Source organism: Paenibacillus sp. KS1, from assembly GCF_001680695.1.
In the GTDB taxonomy this organism is placed as follows: domain Bacteria; phylum Bacillota; class Bacilli; order Paenibacillales; family Paenibacillaceae; genus Paenibacillus_B; species Paenibacillus_B suaedae.
The window spans coordinates 1-16,304 of the sequence record NZ_MAIS01000054.1 but is presented as its reverse complement, the minus strand read 5'-3'; the positions used below and the strand labels follow the sequence as shown (position 1 = coordinate 16,304).

Below are 16,304 nucleotides of genomic sequence, written 5' to 3'. Positions count from 1 at the left end.
CCGTGAACATATTCTGGGTGATACTGAACCCTACAATCTCTGCGATTCGCCAGCTCCCTGTATGTTGTTACTGGACTTCACCTGTTATAATTATGCCAAGGCGGCAATCATATGTTCATGGATGAGCGTCGCATATACACGACCACTATTAACACATGTTCAATTTTCAATACAAAAGGAGTGCGGCTTGATGAACTGGATGGAAGAAGTATTGAAGCGCAAGGACGATCTGCTGCAGGATCTGAAGGGATTGCTCAGCATCGAAAGTGTGAAGGATGCCAGCACGAGCGAACCTGGCAAGCCTATGGGGCAAAATGTAGCTCGCGCGCTTGATTATGTGCTGGACATGTCCCGTCGCGACGGATACCGTGTGACGAACCTGGACGGATATGTAGGCTACGCCGAATATGGCGAATCGACGAGTGGCGAATATGTCGCAGCACTATGCCATGTTGACGTCGTCCCTGCAACCGGACATTGGACAACCCCGCCATTCTCCCCTGACATCCGTGAGGGCAAGCTGTTCGCACGTGGCGCCATTGATGATAAAGGGCCTACACTTGCAGCTTATTACGGCTTGAAGATTGTGAAAGAACTCGGCTTGCCATTGAAGCACAATGTGCGCGTTATCTTCGGTGCAGATGAAGAGAGCGGGATGGAATGCATGAAGACCTATACGAAGCGTGAGAAAATGCCGCTATACGGCTTCGCTCCAGATGCCGACTTCCCCATTACACATGCGGAGAAGGGTCAAATCAATACCCGCTTCCTGCTGAAGCCAGACGATTCTGCTTCCGGGCGTCAAGAGGGGCAGCTAGAGCTCGTATCCTTCCATGGCGGCGGTGTTGAGAATATGGTGCCGGAATCTGCAACAGCAACGATCTCTGGCGAGTCTGCTGCTCTTGCAGAATTGGCAGCCAAATTCGAGAGCTATTACACAGAGCAGCAATTGAAAGGCTCTTCCGAAGTGAATGGCAATCAAATGACGCTCAGCCTCAAAGGGAAATCCGCCCATGGCATGGAGCCTCATCAAGGCATCAATGCTGCATTGAAGCTGTTCGGATTTTTGCGTTCGTACTCCTTCCAAGCCGATGCTGACCGCTACATTCGCTGCGTCGATGCTTATTTGACGGACGATCACTTGGGCAGCAAGCTGGGCATTGCGTATGAGGATGACATTACAGGGCCATTAACCGTCAATGCAGGTATTTTCGAATTCGGAGCGGACAAGCAGCCATTCTTCCATCTGAACATTCGCTTCCCCGTCACACAGGATCTACCGACGATTCTGGATACATTGGCAGCGAAGATGGATGCATTCGGCTTCCTCGTAGAGGAGCCTGACTTGAAGGAGCCGCATCATGTCGATGCAGAGCATCCAATGATCAAGGTGCTGCAGAAGATTTATGCGGAGGAAACACAGCTTGAGCCTACCTTGCTGACAACAGGCGGTGGTACATACGCTGCATTCATGGAATATGGAGTCACATTCGGCGCCTTATTCCCAGGAAGAGAAGAGATGGCTCACCGCGTAGACGAATACATCGAGATCGAGGATTTGTTGAAAGCAACTGCGATTTATGCCCGCGCCATTTATGAATTGGCGAACTTGGACGCATAACAATAACAGAGGTGTCATCCTGCTGAATACCATCAGCGGATGACACCTTTTCTACGTAGAAGACATTCTTATTTCAGTGCACTCAAATGTTCATGCACAAGCTTCCATTCGCCACTGGTTTGCTTGAACACATTGGTCGCTCTTCCGCTCCCTGCTGCCTGCTTTCCTTGATAAAGGCCGCTCCACTGATACGTGTACAAACAGACAGCCGTCTGTCCGTCCACGGCGATCCACTCCACATCTGTCGCACAATAGACTTCATCCTGAATCACGTCCCACGCATGTTCGAAATACGCCCTAATCTCAGCCATCGTTGAGCAGGTACGATCAGAGAACCAGTAGACTGCACCATCATCCAAACATGCTTGCACATTTGTGAATTGATGCGTATTTGTCGCTTCGATGTAACGTTCCAATGCTTGCTTATGACCCATTGTACTGTTCACCTCTCATATATCTCATCCCAATATTTTCAATAACCAATTCGCTAGAATCCATCCAAAATCCTTGTCTCCGTCTCAATCGCCAGCTTCCATGCACCTGCTTCAAATGATTGGAACCCTCAACTGCTTGTGGTAAGGTTACGTTAGGAAAATATCGCAACATTCTGGGAGTCCTTAGATTCGATGATTGCAAATACAACAAAGCGATAATGCGCAATAAGGTTACAATAGCAGCAAGGGGAGAAGCTGTTACAGAGCGTCTTCCCCCTCCTTGACTTGGACAAGCGGTAATCGAATGATGAATGTGGTTCCTACACCAATCACACTATCCACCTCAATGGAGCCGCCATGCTTATCAATAATATTGTAGCTCACCATCAGTCCTAGCCCTGTCCCCGTATCCTTCGTCGTATAGAAAGGCTGACCCAGTCTGCTCACTTTATCTGCTGGAATCCCACAGCCTTCATCCTGTATGGATATAGCCGCATAGTCGCCCTCCAGCTTGGCTCGTACATAAATATTGCCACCCCCTGACATCGCTTCGATTGCGTTTTTGATCAAATTAATGAACACCTGCTTAATCTGATTCGGTTCACAATCAACCCAAAGCGCCTCTTCCGATAAATCGGTTACAATATTGCTGTTCTTCAAAGTGGATTGCACACTCATAAAGGCGATGATTTGTTCCATGAGATGGATCAGATCTGTCCTTCGACTATTCACCACATTTGGCTTCGCGAGAATGAGCAGCTCATTGGCAATTACTTCGATGCTCTTCAGCTCGGATTCCACGATATCGAAATACTGCTCCTTATCTGTCTTCATCGTACGCATCAGCTTCAGGAAGCCGTTAATCGACGTCAGTGGATTCCGAATTTCATGCGCAATGCCGGCAGCAAGCTGCCCCACGATGGACAACTTCTCGGACTGCAGCATTCGCTCCTCTTCCTTGCTCCGATCGGTTATATCTTGATAGACCCCTATAGTCGCCTTCTCCCCATGAAATGTCGTGGGCAGCGAGAAACCTTCAACCCGCTTCATCTCTCCGTTTGCACATCGGATATCATATTTTACTGGCCCGAGCTTAATACCCTCCCGATACTTGCGTCTTCGCTCATACACAAGGTTGTGATTCGTAGGCTCAACAATATCAAGCACTGGCTTGCCAAGAATGCCGGCTGCTTCATCCGCACAAATTAAATTAATCGAGGCACGATTCATATAATGTATAATTCCATTATGCGTCACGATGACAGCGAGGGGCAGCATTTCCAATAACGATTGGAAGGAATCCTCCTTCTCCTTCAGGATCGCTTCCGTCTGCAGATGCACTCGTTCTGACTGTTTGCATACCGTAATATTTTGAAATTGAGAAAAAAAGAAAAGCGGCTTGCCGCTCTTATCCAGGACAAGCGATACGGTAAGCAGCATCCATATCACTTCTCCTAACTTGCCTATGTAACGTTTCTCAATATGAAAAGACGAGATCTGTCTGTCCAGCAGCTGCTGAATATGTAGGATACTCTCTTCCAGATCGTCTGGATGGGTAATATGCTGATAGTCCAGAGAGAGCAATTCACATTCTGTATAGCCGATCATATCGCATAAGGCATGATTTGCTTTCATAAAGCGTCCTTCCAGCGAGACGATCGCCATTCCGATCGATGCATTGTTAAAAGCTAAATCGAACATATCAATTTGCTCCAAATGCATGTAAATCTCCCCTCCAATTCATCACAAACCCACATTTACCCATTTATCATTATAAATCGCTCTTCCTATCATCATCAATTAAAATCTTGCCAAATTCCCACAATCGGCGCAAAGAGGTACCAGCTCACCTGCATCAATATAAACTGGTACCCATAAAGCGAGTGGATCAGTGCGCAGATTGTGGGAAGAAAGCCTACGAGAAGGACGGAATTCAAGGGACTAGCGACTTGCGCAAGAACCAAAAGCGTTAAAAAGGATGACCCCTGTACGATACAGGAATCATCCCTTAAGTGTGGCTTAACTTTTGTTACGGCTCCAACAGGCCGTATTTCGTTTTGACCCGGTCCAGCTTTTCAAGCATAGACCTAGAGAGTGTGAATCAGCACACTGTGTTCCGATCCATTTTTTTAGATGACGGATTGTACTATGGAGTGCGACAACTAAAAAGGCTCATGTCAGTTTCGTGTAAAATGGGAGTTACCATACACCCATTCATACAGGATAACCAACATGAGCTTCACCCATCTTAGCATAATTGAACGTAGTAAATTAGAAGCTCTGCATAAGAAGTCGAGTGCGGCAGCTTAGAACAGGGATGCGAAGCACAGTCAGCTCAACAAGCTTATCGTTACCGCAGGGCATCCTGTGTTCCCGTCAGCAAATATACTCCTGAGCTTGCAAGCGATAAACCTTCGGTCACTGGGGGTTGGACACCGTTGTCTCCAGCCGTGGCAAAAACAAGGCCTGTGTAGACGCTTTCATATAGCGCAAGACTCGTCACTTCATGGCCTTGAAAATACCCGATCGCACCGCCTAGATGGTGGCAGCCAAGTCAATATCCTCAGGCTGCCTTTCAAACTGTTACTGTGGATCGTAGGGAAGGGTTTCTTGTTATGCCAAGCTTGAGACCGTTCATCCCTAAAAGTTTACTTTGCAGATCCAAGGCTTCAATGAGAACGGCAATCGCCCTTGTAAATATCTAGGTTGGATACCTGCTAACGAAGCTTGAATGAGCTGTCGCACTTTGCTTGACAATCCGTCTAACTAATAAACCGCAATTGGCCCATAGGGACCATCAATAATTTCTATTTTCGTTTCAAAAATATCTGTCAAAACCTCTGGATCCATAACCTCTTCTACTGTTCCAAAAGCGGCAATTTGTCCATCCTTCATTGCACAAATTCGATCAGAATATTTGGCTGCAAAATTAATATCATGCATAACAGTCAGAATTGTTCTTCCAAATTCATTAGCAGCAAGCCTCAAATGCTCCATCATTTGAACAGAACGTGCAACATCAAGATTGTTCAGCGGCTCGTCCAAAAGTACATATTCAGTCTCTTGGCACAAAACCATCGCTACATATGCCCTTTGCCTTTGACCACCAGAAAGCTCATCTAAATATCTATTTTCTAGATCAGTCAAACCCAAAAAATCGATATATTTAGAAATAATAGCCTCATCCTCTTTCGTTAATCTTCCCTTGGAATAAGGAAAACGTCCAAATCCAACGAGTTGTCTAATCGTAAGCCTCGTTACAAAATGATTTTCTTGACGTAAAATCGTTAAAATCTTTGCTAAGTCTTTTGATTTAGATTCAGTAACATCCATATTCGCTACCTGAATTTGGCCTTCATCCATATCCAAAAGTCTTCCAATCATCAAAAGTGTCGTAGACTTTCCAGCACCATTTGGTCCAATTAAAGAAGTAAGACCCGCTTTTGGTATTTCAATATTCAAAGGCCCTATCTTTACCTTATCCGTATACAATTTTCTAACATTATTAATCTTTATCATAGAGCCCTCTTCCTTAAAATTGCAATTAAGAATATGATTCCACCAAATAATTCAATTATAACGGAAACGACGCCTTGAGCATTGAATACATGATACATTAAGAAGTATGCACCGGTTATTATCAAAAACCCTATAGCAAGAGACATTGGAAAAACATATCTATGATCATAGGTTGGCGCTGCTTGATAAGTCAAAGTTGCAACTAAAAATCCATAGAAAGTAAGTGGTCCAATCAAAGCCGTTGAAATTGACATCAAAATAGAAACTAATATAAGCGTATAAATGATACTCGATTGATGCTTTACTCCAAAAGAAGTAGAGACATCCTTTCCAAGTGACAATACATTTAGATTCTTAGAATGAGCAAGAATTAACAATGCTACAATGATTACTATAGGAATTACAATAGGAAAATAGGCAGCGTCTGCATGATTAACAGAACCAAACAATCTAGCCTGTAAGATATCAAACTCAGAAGGCGAAAGAAGTCTTCTCATAAAAGCTGACACAGATTTTAGGCCTGTGCCAATAATAATTCCAACCAAAAGCATAATCTGCAAATTTCCGTACTTTCCAGAAAGCAACCACCCATAAAGGATCAAGCTCATCAAGACCATAACAATAACTTGAATGATAAAGGGTACAATACCAGTAAAATTCACCAATGCACCAACACCAAAGAAAAATATGGTACTTGTATGAATGGTTGAGTAAAGTGATTCAAAGCCTAAAAGAGAAGGGGTTATAATTCTATTATTCGTAATCGATTGAAAAGCAACAGTGGACAAACTCTGACAAACGGCAGCAATGATCATTGCGACAAGAGCTACCATCCTTCTTTTAGCAACTGGGATAAAAGAAGGTGAATCGATCGGAACTGGATTGTTATAAACTAAAAGTCCATATGAAGAAAGGATGCCCAAAACAATTAATGTTATGAGCAACATCCAATAACGTTTTTCTGCTTGCTTAGAACGAAAAGCTCTAGCTGATCTATTTTTATTATGAAGGCTAGAATCGATAACGACATTGTCGTTATTTCTATATTCCAATGCGTTCATCTTAGCCTCCTTGGTTTTCTTTGTCTCAATAAAATAGCAATAAATACGACTGCACCCATTATCCCGAGTATTAAAGATACTGGTACTTCAAAAGGCATGATAATTGTTCGAGAAATGATGTCACAAACCGTTATCGTACCCATTCCTATCACACATACCCAAGGCAAATTACTCCTAAGATCATCTCCCCTAAACATGGAAACAATATTGGGGACAATTAATCCTAAAAAAGGTAAGTTTCCGATAACTGCTGCAACAATTCCAACTGCTAACGAAATAAGACCCGTACCCAAAAGAACGACTCTATTGTAATTGACTCCAAGACTTGTTGCAACATCTTCCCCTAGTCCAGCTAAAGTCAGTCTATTCGCATACATAAAAATAAGAAAAGTAACGACAACAATGATCCATAAATATTCATATCTTCCAATTTGGACTGCCGCAAAAGAACCTACAAACCAAGATTCAATACTTTGCGTACTTTGAAAAAGGAGCCCAATAAAAGTGGAAACTGCAGAAATGACTGCTCCAAGCATCAGTCCAATAATTGGGACGATTAAAGACGATCGAAGTTTCACTCTTTTTAAAAATAAAAAGAAAATCATAGTTCCTATAAAAGAAAAAACAATTGCACCAGTCATTCTTAGAACTAACGTAGGTGCAGGAAATACTAAGTAAACAAAAAGAAGTCCGAGCCCCGCCCATTCAATAGTTCCTGTTGTGGTAGGTTCAACTAAACGATTCTGTGTAATAAGTTGCATAACGAGTCCCGCCATGGACATGGCAGCCCCGGTAAGCATTAATGCAGCTGTTCTTGGAACACGAGTAATGAAAAACATCTCCATTCCATCCTCTTGTCCGCGTATATTATAAACTCCAGTAAATAGAGATATAATTCCTAAAATAATAACAACGATAATCGCAAATATAAAGGGTTTTGTCCATAACTTGTTATGGTTATAAAGCCGGGGTTGAGAATTATTCTCAACCCCAGAAATTTTTTGTATTGTCTTTTTCAGCACGATGTTATGCTCCTTTAGACTACTTAGCTAAAGTACTTGCCATGTTTTTAAAGATCTCAATGAAAGTTTGGATTGATTCATTTGTATAAGTGTCATTTGGTGCAAATATAATCTGTCCTTTAGAAACAGCAGTTACTTTTTGAAGAGCAGGTGAATTATTAATCACATCTTTTGCGGGAACAGCTTCACTTTCAGAAGATATTGCAGCATCACGATCTAGTACGAAAATCCAATCCGGATTACTTTTTGCAATAGCTTCAACAGAAATCTCATCACCTTTATGACCTGATGTAGCATTTGCAATTTCTAAAGCTGGTTTCCATCCAAACATTTCAAACATAGGTCCCCAAACACGTCCAAACCGTGGAGCGGAGAATCCAATATTCCCACCAGAAACTTCAACACCCATAACTGTAGCCGTTCCGTTATAGGCAGACTTAGCGTCTTCGATAGATTTATCAAAATCAGCTACCAATTGTTTAGCTTCTTCATTTTTATCAAAAATTTGTCCTAAAATAATTGTGGAATCCTTAAGTCCTTTTACTAAGTTTTCCCCAGGCTTATCAGCTTTCTCAGAAACATCAAAATTCAGGTCAATAACGGCTGCATTCGGCACTAATTTTTTGATCGATTCATAATGGTTAGCAAATCGTTGACCGACAATGACAAGTTCAGGGTTTGCAGCCGCGATAATTTCAAGATTTGGTTCACGGTGGTTCCCAATATTTTGAACTGCTTCATCTTTTACATACGGTGATTCCTTAGGCATTACATCCTTTGGAGCAGCCGCTAATTTAATGTTCCAATCAGCCAAAGTTTCAAAAGTTCTGCTATCCAGAGCAATTACATTTTTAGGATTTACAGGAACAGTAACCTTTCCATGAGCATCAGTGATTTCAACCGTTGAAGCTTTAGCAGCTTGATTTTCTTGCCCCGTCGTCTCCGTCTTTCCATTTCCATTACTTGGATTCGAGCAAGCTGCCAACATCAACACAAAAACTGCTAAAAATACTGTTACTTTAAATTTTCCCATTTCCCATACTCTCCCCTTATATAAGCTTAATAGTCAAACAGATTATTGAATTGATGAAATTATTATCTATGTATGTTTTTATGCGTGACTTAATTATGATTATCTCTATTTCACTATGGTGCACAGCGACAATATAAAAACAGGATCGATAATGATTATCAATTGCAACACTATACTTAGTATATCAATTCAAAATATATTGTCAATTATTTATTGCCAGCTTACATAAATTTATGGAGAGGATACCATCGCGGTGCTCGCTGAACAATTAGGAATGCATTGGTGTTATGGAGACAACGTGATTCACGAGCCTGAGCCTGGGCGAATGCAGAAAAGGGAATATGGAATAGCCATATTGAGCAAGTACAAGATCCTCTCACATCAGCATTACCCGCTCAGCAGCGATGAGAGTGAACAGCGCGGTCTGCTTGCAGCTGTTCTTGATGCAGACGGAATAAATCTACATTTCTACACTACACATTTGGGATTAGCACAATCGGAACGGGTCGAACAAGTGAAGGAGATAATCAACATCGTCGCGAGCCATACAATGGAACCGTGCATCATTACGGGAGATTTCAATGCACATCCAGACTCTGTTGAAGTTGCTAGCATGTCTCCAGCATTCTGCAGCGCTTTCGCAGATGAGCATGATGCCTTCACCTTCCCTGCAGGCAATGCTGTCGAGACGCTCGATTACATATTCGTCAATCATCAATCGGGAAATATCGAAGATAGAACGGTTATTCATTCTTCACTTGCATCGGATCATTATCCGCTTGCAGCCAAGCTGCTGCTATAGCGCCGAACCGTTATAGGGTTCATATCGCTCATCCACCCGCACAACAAGAGGCTGCTCCAGAGATAGAATCTCATTGAGAGCAGCCCCATTTAACGATAGGCCCGATGAGCGACAATCCCGGGGCTCCATAGGAATGGAAATATCCCTGCGTTCTCTGAAAGCGTTTGTTGCAAAGAGCCCGTTCGCCGCCAAGCCTAATGTATCCATTACCTCTATTGCGTACAAGACATCACTTGGAATGCTTCGATTAGAAATACCTGTTCTTCCTCTGTAAATGGAATGAGGATGTTTGATTGATCCGTTGGTGCATCTGCCTGCGCCACCGATGCAGGGCTTATTTTCGCAACGGTATATTCGTACAGCTCCATAAATCGCTTCATGAAACTCTGTGCTTCCCCCGAATCTGGACTTACCTGGCTTGCAATCAGCTGTTTCAATTCCGTAAGCAATGCAAAATACTTTCGATCCAGTTCTGCCCGTTCTTCATTGCGAAAATTATAAATTGGATTGCCCTCTAGGTTGTGCGACTCTATGTGCTCTTCTTCCCACATAATCGAATGCACGATAAAGCAGAACAACCGCAAATCAATGATAGGATGATTCGAAATGATCGTCCCCATATGATCCAATTGATCTATCATGAGCTGAATCCGCTCCTGCTCCGCTATAAGCTCCTTCTTCTTGAACGCAATCACGCTGCGAATATGCGCTTCTTCTACCTGTGGCTTGTCTAATAAATCAGCGATATCTTTCAAGGAAAAACCGATGAACTTCAATGCTTGGATTTGCTGCAAACGGCTGAGATCATCTGCATTGTACAACCTGTGTCCGCCCTCTTTGTAATCACTTGGTGTTAGCAATCCAAGCTTGTCATAGTATCTAAGCGTTCGAATGGTAATTCCTGTGCGGGCAGACAACTGCCCGATCGTCAGCATATCGGTTGTCATGGGGTATCCTCGATTCTGTCTACTTTTTCAGGTAAGGTATGGCTGGATAACGATAGGCTTTCTTAAGCGCAATCCTTATCATTGCATATAAAATGATCACCGTTTCAACAAGTAAGACTATGTACTTGAACCATGGCGGCAGTGCATAGCTCACAATAAAGAACGGCAAAATGGTCAGATGAAAATTCAATGCTGTGCGGCTAGCATCACGATAATACGATTCTGTCCTTCTTGTCACGAGGAACATTACAAGAGGTGGCAGGACGCCAAGAATTAATGAGATGGCCAGCATGAATTGGACGATTGCAATTTCTTTGCGTGTTGGTTTGTTCATCGATTGTCACCTTTCTACTTGAATTTCTCAAGTACTAGCATAAAAGGTGACGCGAGTAGAGGTTCAACCCCTTGCCTATAAGCGGTATGACAAAGCAACATTACGGTCATTGAGTCCTTCTGGACTCATGGAATTAGTTTATTTATAACTGATAGGCTCATATCAAAAACGCCGACTGGGGGGAAAAGCATAAAGAGAGAGTTCTTGATACTAGAACGATGGAAGACGAAAAGCTCTAAATAAAACAAAGAGCAACGCAAAAAGAGGGAGGGATACAAGAAAAACTGTACAGACCGAACAAAGAAAAATTCAGAGGAAGCTTCGGAGATAGATTGATAAGGGGGAAACTGAATTGAAAACGGAAATGCGAATCGAGCAAGTACCTAGAGATTCGAAATAGTCGCGAAAGAATGGGGAAGCGGATCAAAATAAAATATCCGCTGGATAAGCTGCCAGCGGATACGATATGACATCGGTAAAGTCGACCAAGCTGCTGCTGTTCCGGTCTGCTATACCTGCTTCTGCAAGGTTCGCTGAGCCTTGCTTACAATTCGCGCTGTTGCCTTTGAGTCAGACTCATTCGTCCAGCGCTCGCACAGCTCCCTTACCCAGTCCGGATTCGTCTTGCTCGCATCATTCAGCCAGTTGCCAACCGAATCCTGCACATACTTCGCCGGATCAGATCTGAGAGGCTCTAGCAACGGAAGCGCCTGCCAAGGGCTCTGCTTCAATGCCTCAATATGCTTCGTCCACACTCCTCGTGGACGCGTCGCTTCCGTAGCGAATCTCCGTACATTGGCATCCGTATCAGATGTCCAAGTGGATAAGATGGATATGGCCCCCGACAAATTCGACTCGATATGAGCGCGCACAGCCATCCATGCAATCTCCCTAACGCCAAAATGAGAGTCAGCCGCAAATCGGTGAATACGTGACAATGCTTCGTCGATAGACATGGAGTCATCACCGCCTGCCATGTAAGCCCCCCAGCATCGAACGGAATCCGAGCGATGTTCGGCGATCGCCATAAACGGCTTGGAATCTGTAACGGGCGCATCCTCGGTGCTGCAAAATTCATAGAGTCGCTGCCCAATAAGCCGTATCGCCTTCATGCCGCGTATACTATCCGTTTCCTTTATTTCCAGAAGCAGATCGGAAAGCTTCTTCTCTAAACCAACTTCCGGCAATACATGTTCCAGCAAAGTCATATGATCTACAGCAAGCCACTCTGTTAAATTCACGCTTTCTATCCTTCCTGTATGTAATAGCTGCTGGACTTCAACTGGAATATTTGCTTCTTTTGTTGCACCCTTGCGCTGCAAAATCGTATCTGGGATGGAACAATCCAATTTAATTGCCTCCTTTACATCAAGACGAGTAAATCTGGCTCATCTTCTCTGAGAACATATCCCTTACGTATTCTACAAATGGAAATGGATCCCTCTATCCTGTTCCCTTCCCCTCTGCTCTCTAACCTCCTCCAATAAAAAACGACCGTTTCCCATAAGGGAAACAGCCGTTGTATAACAGATGAAATCTGCTTCATATAGGATGACATCAATTACTTGCTAAGCGTATCTGTCAGTACAGGCACGATTTGCTTCTTACGGGAAACAACGCCCTTCAGCAATGCCGTATTGTTTTCCAACGTAACATTGTACGCTTTCTCAACTGCTTCTGTCTTGGAACCAAGTGCCAGCGCCACAGAGTCACTGTTCAATATATCTGTTACCACGAATACGAAGAGGTCAAGACCTTTCGTTGCGATAATGTCGTTCAAAGCCGCTTCCACTTCAGCTTGACGGGACAATACATCATTCACGTCTACTGCGTTTACTTGTGCGATTTCAACCTTGGAGCTGCCCATGGAGAATTCCTTCGCATCAAGAGAGATCAGCTCAGCAATCGTTTTCTGGCTCAAGTCAGCACCAGCTTTGAGCATGTCCAATCCGTACTTCTCAACGTCTACACCAGCGATTTCAGCCAGCTCGCGAGCTGCTGCTACGTCTTGCTCTGTGCAAGTTGGGGATTTGAACAGCAAGGAATCCGAGATGATTGCGGACAGCATCAAGCCAGCGATGTTTTTGCTGATCGTTTTGCCGTTTTCTTTGTACATTTTGTTCAAGATCGTCGCTGTGCAGCCTACAGGCTCAGCACGATAGTACAAAGGGCCGCTTGTCTCAAAGTTCGCAATGCGGTGGTGGTCGATAACCTCAAGAACTTCCACTTGTTCGATATCGTTTGCACTTTGCTGACGCTCGTTATGGTCAACAAGAATAACCCCTTTTACTTCATTCGCTACCGTCTCTACCAGACGAGGCGCTTCTGCTTGGAAGGTATCCAATGCAAATTGTGTTTCTCCGTTCACGCTGCCGAGACGAACCGGCTCAACGTTGAAGCCCAATTGTGTTTTCAAGTCTGCATATGCGATTGCGGAGCAAATCGTATCGGTGTCTGGATTTTTATGTCCGAAAATAAGTACCTTTTCCATTTCGCTAACTCCCTTTTTACACGAGATTTGTAGTGAGAAGAGTATAACGTAGATCGTCTTCTTCATTCAAGATTATACCGCAAATGTTGGTAAAATCCCATTCCATTAGTAGGAATATTATTGTGAAATAAACGGTGTTTTTCGTAGAAAAGCAGCGTCTTGTACCTGATCTACGAGAAACCGTGCAATATGGGTATTTGATATTTTCGTACCCGGCATATCATATTGGTCAACCTTTACTGGCTTCATGACATCGCGTTCATGCACGAACGGCAATCGCACAAGCGTCCAATCTAGATCGCTATCCCGAAGCACGCCGAGCTCACGCTGCCTGTCCCGAATAAAGTCCCCATATAGTAAGCGAAATAAGCGTGCACCCATTCGGTTCATCCAGGACTTGCGATCCCCTTCAATATCAAGCGATCCTCCTGACACGCCGACATATCTGCGAATACCGGTTTCCTTCATGCCTTGGAGCAAACGTGCCGCAACTTCGCTATAAATCGGCTTGTCCTTCATCGGCTGTCCAAAAGCATTGATCACACCGTCACATCCCTCAAGGAGGGAGTGAATGGCAGTTTTATCTGTTACGCTTCCTACTATTATAATGGCGTGCGGTGACTTCAATTGGACTCGCTCCGGACGACGAGCTAGAATGCGAACCGAATATCCTTGTTTAATTGCTGTCGCAGCCACATGCTTCCCTACTGTACCTGTTCCTCCTACGATCGCAATCGTTTGCCTAGACAATATCCTTCTCCCCCATTCTTAGAAATGCCAATATTCTTTGATACGTGTCCACCCATAAAACGATCCATATTTTTCATATAAATGCCATACTCCCCCCATACTTCCCCCACCATGTCATTCTGACGCCGAGAACTTGTTTCGGTTCTGCCTTTACAATACCTTATCACCCGCTTGATGTTGGTTTAACTTTGTTTGTTTATGATTAGAGACGTAAACAGAAGGAAAACAAAACGAAAACTAAATGAAAAAGGAGTCATGAACTCATGCGAACTCATCGTTTCATGAAATGGACAGCAACCGTACTTGCTTCCGCATTTTTGCTTGCAGGCTGCTCATCTGGACAAGCTGCGAACGAAGCAGTCGACGCTTCCAAGCTGACCTTGGATCAAATTGTGGAAAAGGCCAAACAAGAAGGGCAAGTCAACTCGGTCGGCATGCCTGACACTTGGGCGAACTGGGTGCAAACGTGGAACGATTTAGGAACGAAATATAGCTTGAAACATACGGATACAGATATGTCCAGTGCTGAAGAACTGGCGAAGTTCGAGTCGGAGAAAGACGACGCAACCGCTGATATCGGCGACGTCGGTATCGCATTCGGACCGCTTGCGAAGCAAAAAGGTCTAACACTGCCATACAAAACGTCTTACTGGAACGACATTCCGGACTGGGCTAAGGATGATGAAGGACACTGGCTGCTCGGCTACACGGGTACATTGTCCATCATTACAGATAAGAACAAAGTGGCAAACCCGCCGAAATCTTGGGCAGACATTAAAAATGGAACATTCAAAGTCGCTGTTGGCGACGTGATGAAGGCAAACCAAGCACAATTCGCTGTTCTTGCGGCTGCTTACGCATTCGGCGGTGACGAGAAGAACATTCAACCGGGCATCGACTTCTTCGCAGAGCTGGCGAAACAAGGCCGTCTCGCTTCCAATGATGCAGGTCTTGCGAACTTGGAAAAAGGCGAAGTCGAAGTTGGATTCCTGTGGGACTTCAACGCACTAGGCTACCGTGACAAAATCGACAAGAACCGCTTCGAAGTTGTCATCCCGCAGGAAGCTTCTGCAACAAGCGGCTATGCAACGGTTATTAACAAGTACTCGAAGCATCCGCATGCAGCGATGCTGGCACGTGAATACATTTTGTCCGATGAAGGACAATCCAACTTGGCTCGTGGCTATGCTCGTCCAATCCGCTCCAACGCGAAGCTGGCTGACGATGCAAAGGCAATGCTCCTCCCGGATGAAATGTACAAAAACACACAGCCTGTGAAAGATTTGAAGGCATGGGAAGAAACAACGAAGCAGCTCCCACAGCTGTGGCAGGAGCAGGTACTTATTCATGTCAAATAACATCACGAACCGCTCGCACAATCACAATAAGCTCATCTTCATCATGCTGGACGGCCTGCGCCATGACACCGCCGTCACGCAAATGGGGTATATGCATCACTTGGTGGAATATGGCAAGGCAGCGCGCTACAAAGTGCGCTCCGAGCTGCCAAGCCTGTCTCGCCCGCTCTATGAGGTGCTGATGACCGGAACTCCGGTATGGCGCCACGAGATTGCAACGAACCAGACTGTGCGGTTATCGCACGAGCGCAGTCTGTTCCACTTAACGCGGGAACAAGGACTTACAAATGCGACTGCCTCTTACTATTGGGTAAGCGAGCTGTATAACTCGGCTCCATTCCACCCAGCTGTTGATCGCATTCAGCTCGATACAGACAAGCCGATTCAGCATGGCATCTTCTACTTCGAAGATCACTATCCTGACACGCACTTGTTCGCTGATGCGAACTTCTTGCTCACGCAATATGCTCCAGACTTCTTGTACGTCCATTCGATGAACATTGATGATGACGGACATAAGTTCAGTGGGGATTCGGCGCAATACCGCAACCGGGCACTGGCGGCGGACATTATTCTTGCAAGCGTGCTGCCAGCTTGGATGGAGGCAGGCTATCAGATTATTGTTACGGCTGACCATGGCATGAACAATGATGGCAATCACGGCGGAACGACAGACGCCGAACGCCATGTTCCACTGTTCGTCATTAGCAATCTGGTGACCCCTGGCGTCTATGAACAGGAAGTACCTCAATTGCAGTTGGCGCCGCTCGCCTGCCGCTTGATCGGCATTGCCCCATCGGAAGCGATGCAGCCGCTATCTATGTTGGAGTTCAGGCCGGCGTCTCCGTAAGGGGGCGCCTTTTGTTCACCAATTCGCTTTTGATCACGAAGTAAATCATGAGGTAACTCGACATCGAATCTTGCACTCACTC

15 protein-coding genes and 1 pseudogene are annotated in these 16,304 nt (G+C 44.6%); 5 read left to right on the top strand and 11 right to left on the bottom strand.

Annotated features, from left to right (window positions below; genetic code table 11):
• The first annotated feature begins 190 nt into the window (after positions 1–190).
• Entirely contained in the window at positions 191–1,621 is a 1,431-nt protein-coding gene (gene pepV, locus BBG47_RS17815) for a dipeptidase PepV (RefSeq protein ID WP_065292820.1), read from the top strand.
• A gap of 68 nt (positions 1,622–1,689) precedes the next feature.
• Here pepV and BBG47_RS17810 read toward each other — a convergent pair whose 3' ends face one another.
• Together BBG47_RS17810 and BBG47_RS17805 are read right to left on the bottom strand one after the other, a co-directional pair.
• Complete coding sequence (locus BBG47_RS17810) at positions 1,690–2,055, bottom strand: YybH family protein (RefSeq protein ID WP_065292819.1); 366 nt, start codon at positions 2,053–2,055, stop codon at positions 1,690–1,692.
• Between the two features lie 258 nt (positions 2,056–2,313).
• The gene (locus BBG47_RS17805) at positions 2,314–3,777 is read right to left on the bottom strand and encodes a PAS domain S-box protein (protein ID WP_065292818.1); all 1,464 of its coding nucleotides are present in this window, start codon (positions 3,775–3,777) and stop codon (positions 2,314–2,316) included.
• A gap of 688 nt (positions 3,778–4,465) precedes the next feature.
• Between BBG47_RS17805 and BBG47_RS31405 the strand changes: the two are divergent.
• Positions 4,466–4,719: pseudogene (locus tag BBG47_RS31405) on the top strand (IS30 family transposase); the annotation flags it as partial.
• A 102-nt stretch (positions 4,720–4,821) separates the two neighbouring features.
• On the opposite strand, the gene BBG47_RS17800 reads toward BBG47_RS31405, so the two are convergent.
• The 4 genes from BBG47_RS17800 to BBG47_RS17785 are packed head-to-tail and all read right to left on the bottom strand — an operon-like array spanning position 4,822 to position 8,690.
• On the bottom strand, positions 4,822–5,574 hold the full coding sequence (locus BBG47_RS17800; protein ID WP_065292817.1) for an iron ABC transporter ATP-binding protein: 753 nt from the start codon (positions 5,572–5,574) through the stop codon (positions 4,822–4,824).
• Positions 5,571–6,635 (bottom strand): iron chelate uptake ABC transporter family permease subunit, encoded by a 1,065-nt coding sequence (locus BBG47_RS17795; protein WP_065292816.1) that lies wholly within the window; start codon positions 6,633–6,635, stop codon positions 5,571–5,573. The genes BBG47_RS17800 and BBG47_RS17795 overlap by 4 nt, the downstream gene beginning before the upstream one ends.
• Positions 6,632–7,642 carry an ABC transporter permease gene (locus BBG47_RS17790; RefSeq protein WP_094183184.1) on the bottom strand — a complete coding sequence of 337 codons (1,011 nt, stop codon included), beginning with the start codon at positions 7,640–7,642 and terminating at the stop codon, positions 6,632–6,634. The genes BBG47_RS17795 and BBG47_RS17790 overlap by 4 nt, the downstream gene beginning before the upstream one ends.
• A 34-nt stretch (positions 7,643–7,676) precedes the next feature.
• On the bottom strand, positions 7,677–8,690 hold the full coding sequence (locus BBG47_RS17785) for a siderophore ABC transporter substrate-binding protein (RefSeq protein ID WP_065292815.1): 1,014 nt from the start codon (positions 8,688–8,690) through the stop codon (positions 7,677–7,679).
• Positions 8,691–8,919: 229 nt separating this feature from the next.
• Between BBG47_RS17785 and BBG47_RS17780 the strand changes: the two genes are divergently transcribed.
• Entirely contained in the window at positions 8,920–9,492 is a 573-nt protein-coding gene (locus BBG47_RS17780; RefSeq protein ID WP_483310735.1) for an endonuclease/exonuclease/phosphatase family protein, read from the top strand.
• A gap of 212 nt (positions 9,493–9,704) precedes the next feature.
• Here BBG47_RS17780 and BBG47_RS17775 read toward each other — a convergent pair whose 3' ends face one another.
• From BBG47_RS17775 to BBG47_RS17755, 5 genes are all read right to left on the bottom strand, one after another.
• On the bottom strand, positions 9,705–10,439 hold the full coding sequence (locus tag BBG47_RS17775) for a MerR family transcriptional regulator (RefSeq protein WP_065292814.1): 735 nt from the start codon (positions 10,437–10,439) through the stop codon (positions 9,705–9,707).
• A 19-nt stretch (positions 10,440–10,458) separates the two neighbouring features.
• Positions 10,459–10,773, bottom strand: coding sequence for a DUF4870 domain-containing protein (locus tag BBG47_RS17770; protein WP_065292813.1), 315 nt, complete (start codon positions 10,771–10,773; stop codon positions 10,459–10,461).
• 509 nt (positions 10,774–11,282) lie between these two features.
• A complete protein-coding gene (locus BBG47_RS17765) occupies positions 11,283–12,122 on the bottom strand; it encodes a DNA alkylation repair protein (protein ID WP_175400567.1) in 840 nt (279 codons plus the stop codon).
• Between the two features lie 212 nt (positions 12,123–12,334).
• Entirely contained in the window at positions 12,335–13,264 is a 930-nt protein-coding gene (locus BBG47_RS17760; RefSeq protein ID WP_065292812.1) for a manganese-dependent inorganic pyrophosphatase, read from the bottom strand.
• 117 nt (positions 13,265–13,381) lie between these two features.
• Positions 13,382–14,014, bottom strand: coding sequence for an NAD(P)-dependent oxidoreductase (locus BBG47_RS17755; protein ID WP_065292811.1), 633 nt, complete (start codon positions 14,012–14,014; stop codon positions 13,382–13,384).
• A gap of 263 nt (positions 14,015–14,277) precedes the next feature.
• Here BBG47_RS17755 and BBG47_RS17750 point away from each other — a divergent pair, with 263 nt between their 5' ends.
• Both BBG47_RS17750 and BBG47_RS17745 read left to right on the top strand, forming a co-directional pair.
• Positions 14,278–15,372, top strand: coding sequence for an ABC transporter substrate-binding protein (locus BBG47_RS17750; protein WP_065292810.1), 1,095 nt, complete (start codon positions 14,278–14,280; stop codon positions 15,370–15,372).
• A complete protein-coding gene (locus tag BBG47_RS17745) occupies positions 15,362–16,222 on the top strand; it encodes an alkaline phosphatase family protein (RefSeq protein WP_065292809.1) in 861 nt (286 codons plus the stop codon). Before BBG47_RS17750 ends, BBG47_RS17745 begins: the two co-directional genes overlap by 11 nt.
• Positions 16,223–16,304 lie beyond the last annotated feature (82 nt).

What these genes read in the sequence shown, in the direction of transcription:
- pepV (WP_065292820.1), top strand. Translation starts at nt 191, where the DNA reads ATGAACTGGATGGAAGAAGTATTGAAGCGCAAGGACGATCTGCTGCAG.
- BBG47_RS17810 (WP_065292819.1), bottom strand. Translation starts at nt 2,055, where the DNA reads ATGGGTCATAAGCAAGCATTGGAACGTTACATCGAAGCGACAAATACG.
- BBG47_RS17805 (WP_065292818.1), bottom strand. Translation starts at nt 3,777, where the DNA reads ATGCATTTGGAGCAAATTGATATGTTCGATTTAGCTTTTAACAATGCA.
- BBG47_RS17800 (WP_065292817.1), bottom strand. Translation starts at nt 5,574, where the DNA reads ATGATAAAGATTAATAATGTTAGAAAATTGTATACGGATAAGGTAAAG.
- BBG47_RS17795 (WP_065292816.1), bottom strand. Translation starts at nt 6,635, where the DNA reads ATGAACGCATTGGAATATAGAAATAACGACAATGTCGTTATCGATTCT.
- BBG47_RS17785 (WP_065292815.1), bottom strand. Translation starts at nt 8,690, where the DNA reads ATGGGAAAATTTAAAGTAACAGTATTTTTAGCAGTTTTTGTGTTGATG.
- BBG47_RS17775 (WP_065292814.1), bottom strand. Translation starts at nt 10,439, where the DNA reads ATGACAACCGATATGCTGACGATCGGGCAGTTGTCTGCCCGCACAGGA.
- BBG47_RS17770 (WP_065292813.1), bottom strand. Translation starts at nt 10,773, where the DNA reads ATGAACAAACCAACACGCAAAGAAATTGCAATCGTCCAATTCATGCTG.
- BBG47_RS17760 (WP_065292812.1), bottom strand. Translation starts at nt 13,264, where the DNA reads ATGGAAAAGGTACTTATTTTCGGACATAAAAATCCAGACACCGATACG.
- BBG47_RS17750 (WP_065292810.1), top strand. Translation starts at nt 14,278, where the DNA reads ATGCGAACTCATCGTTTCATGAAATGGACAGCAACCGTACTTGCTTCC.
- BBG47_RS17745 (WP_065292809.1), top strand. Translation starts at nt 15,362, where the DNA reads ATGTCAAATAACATCACGAACCGCTCGCACAATCACAATAAGCTCATC.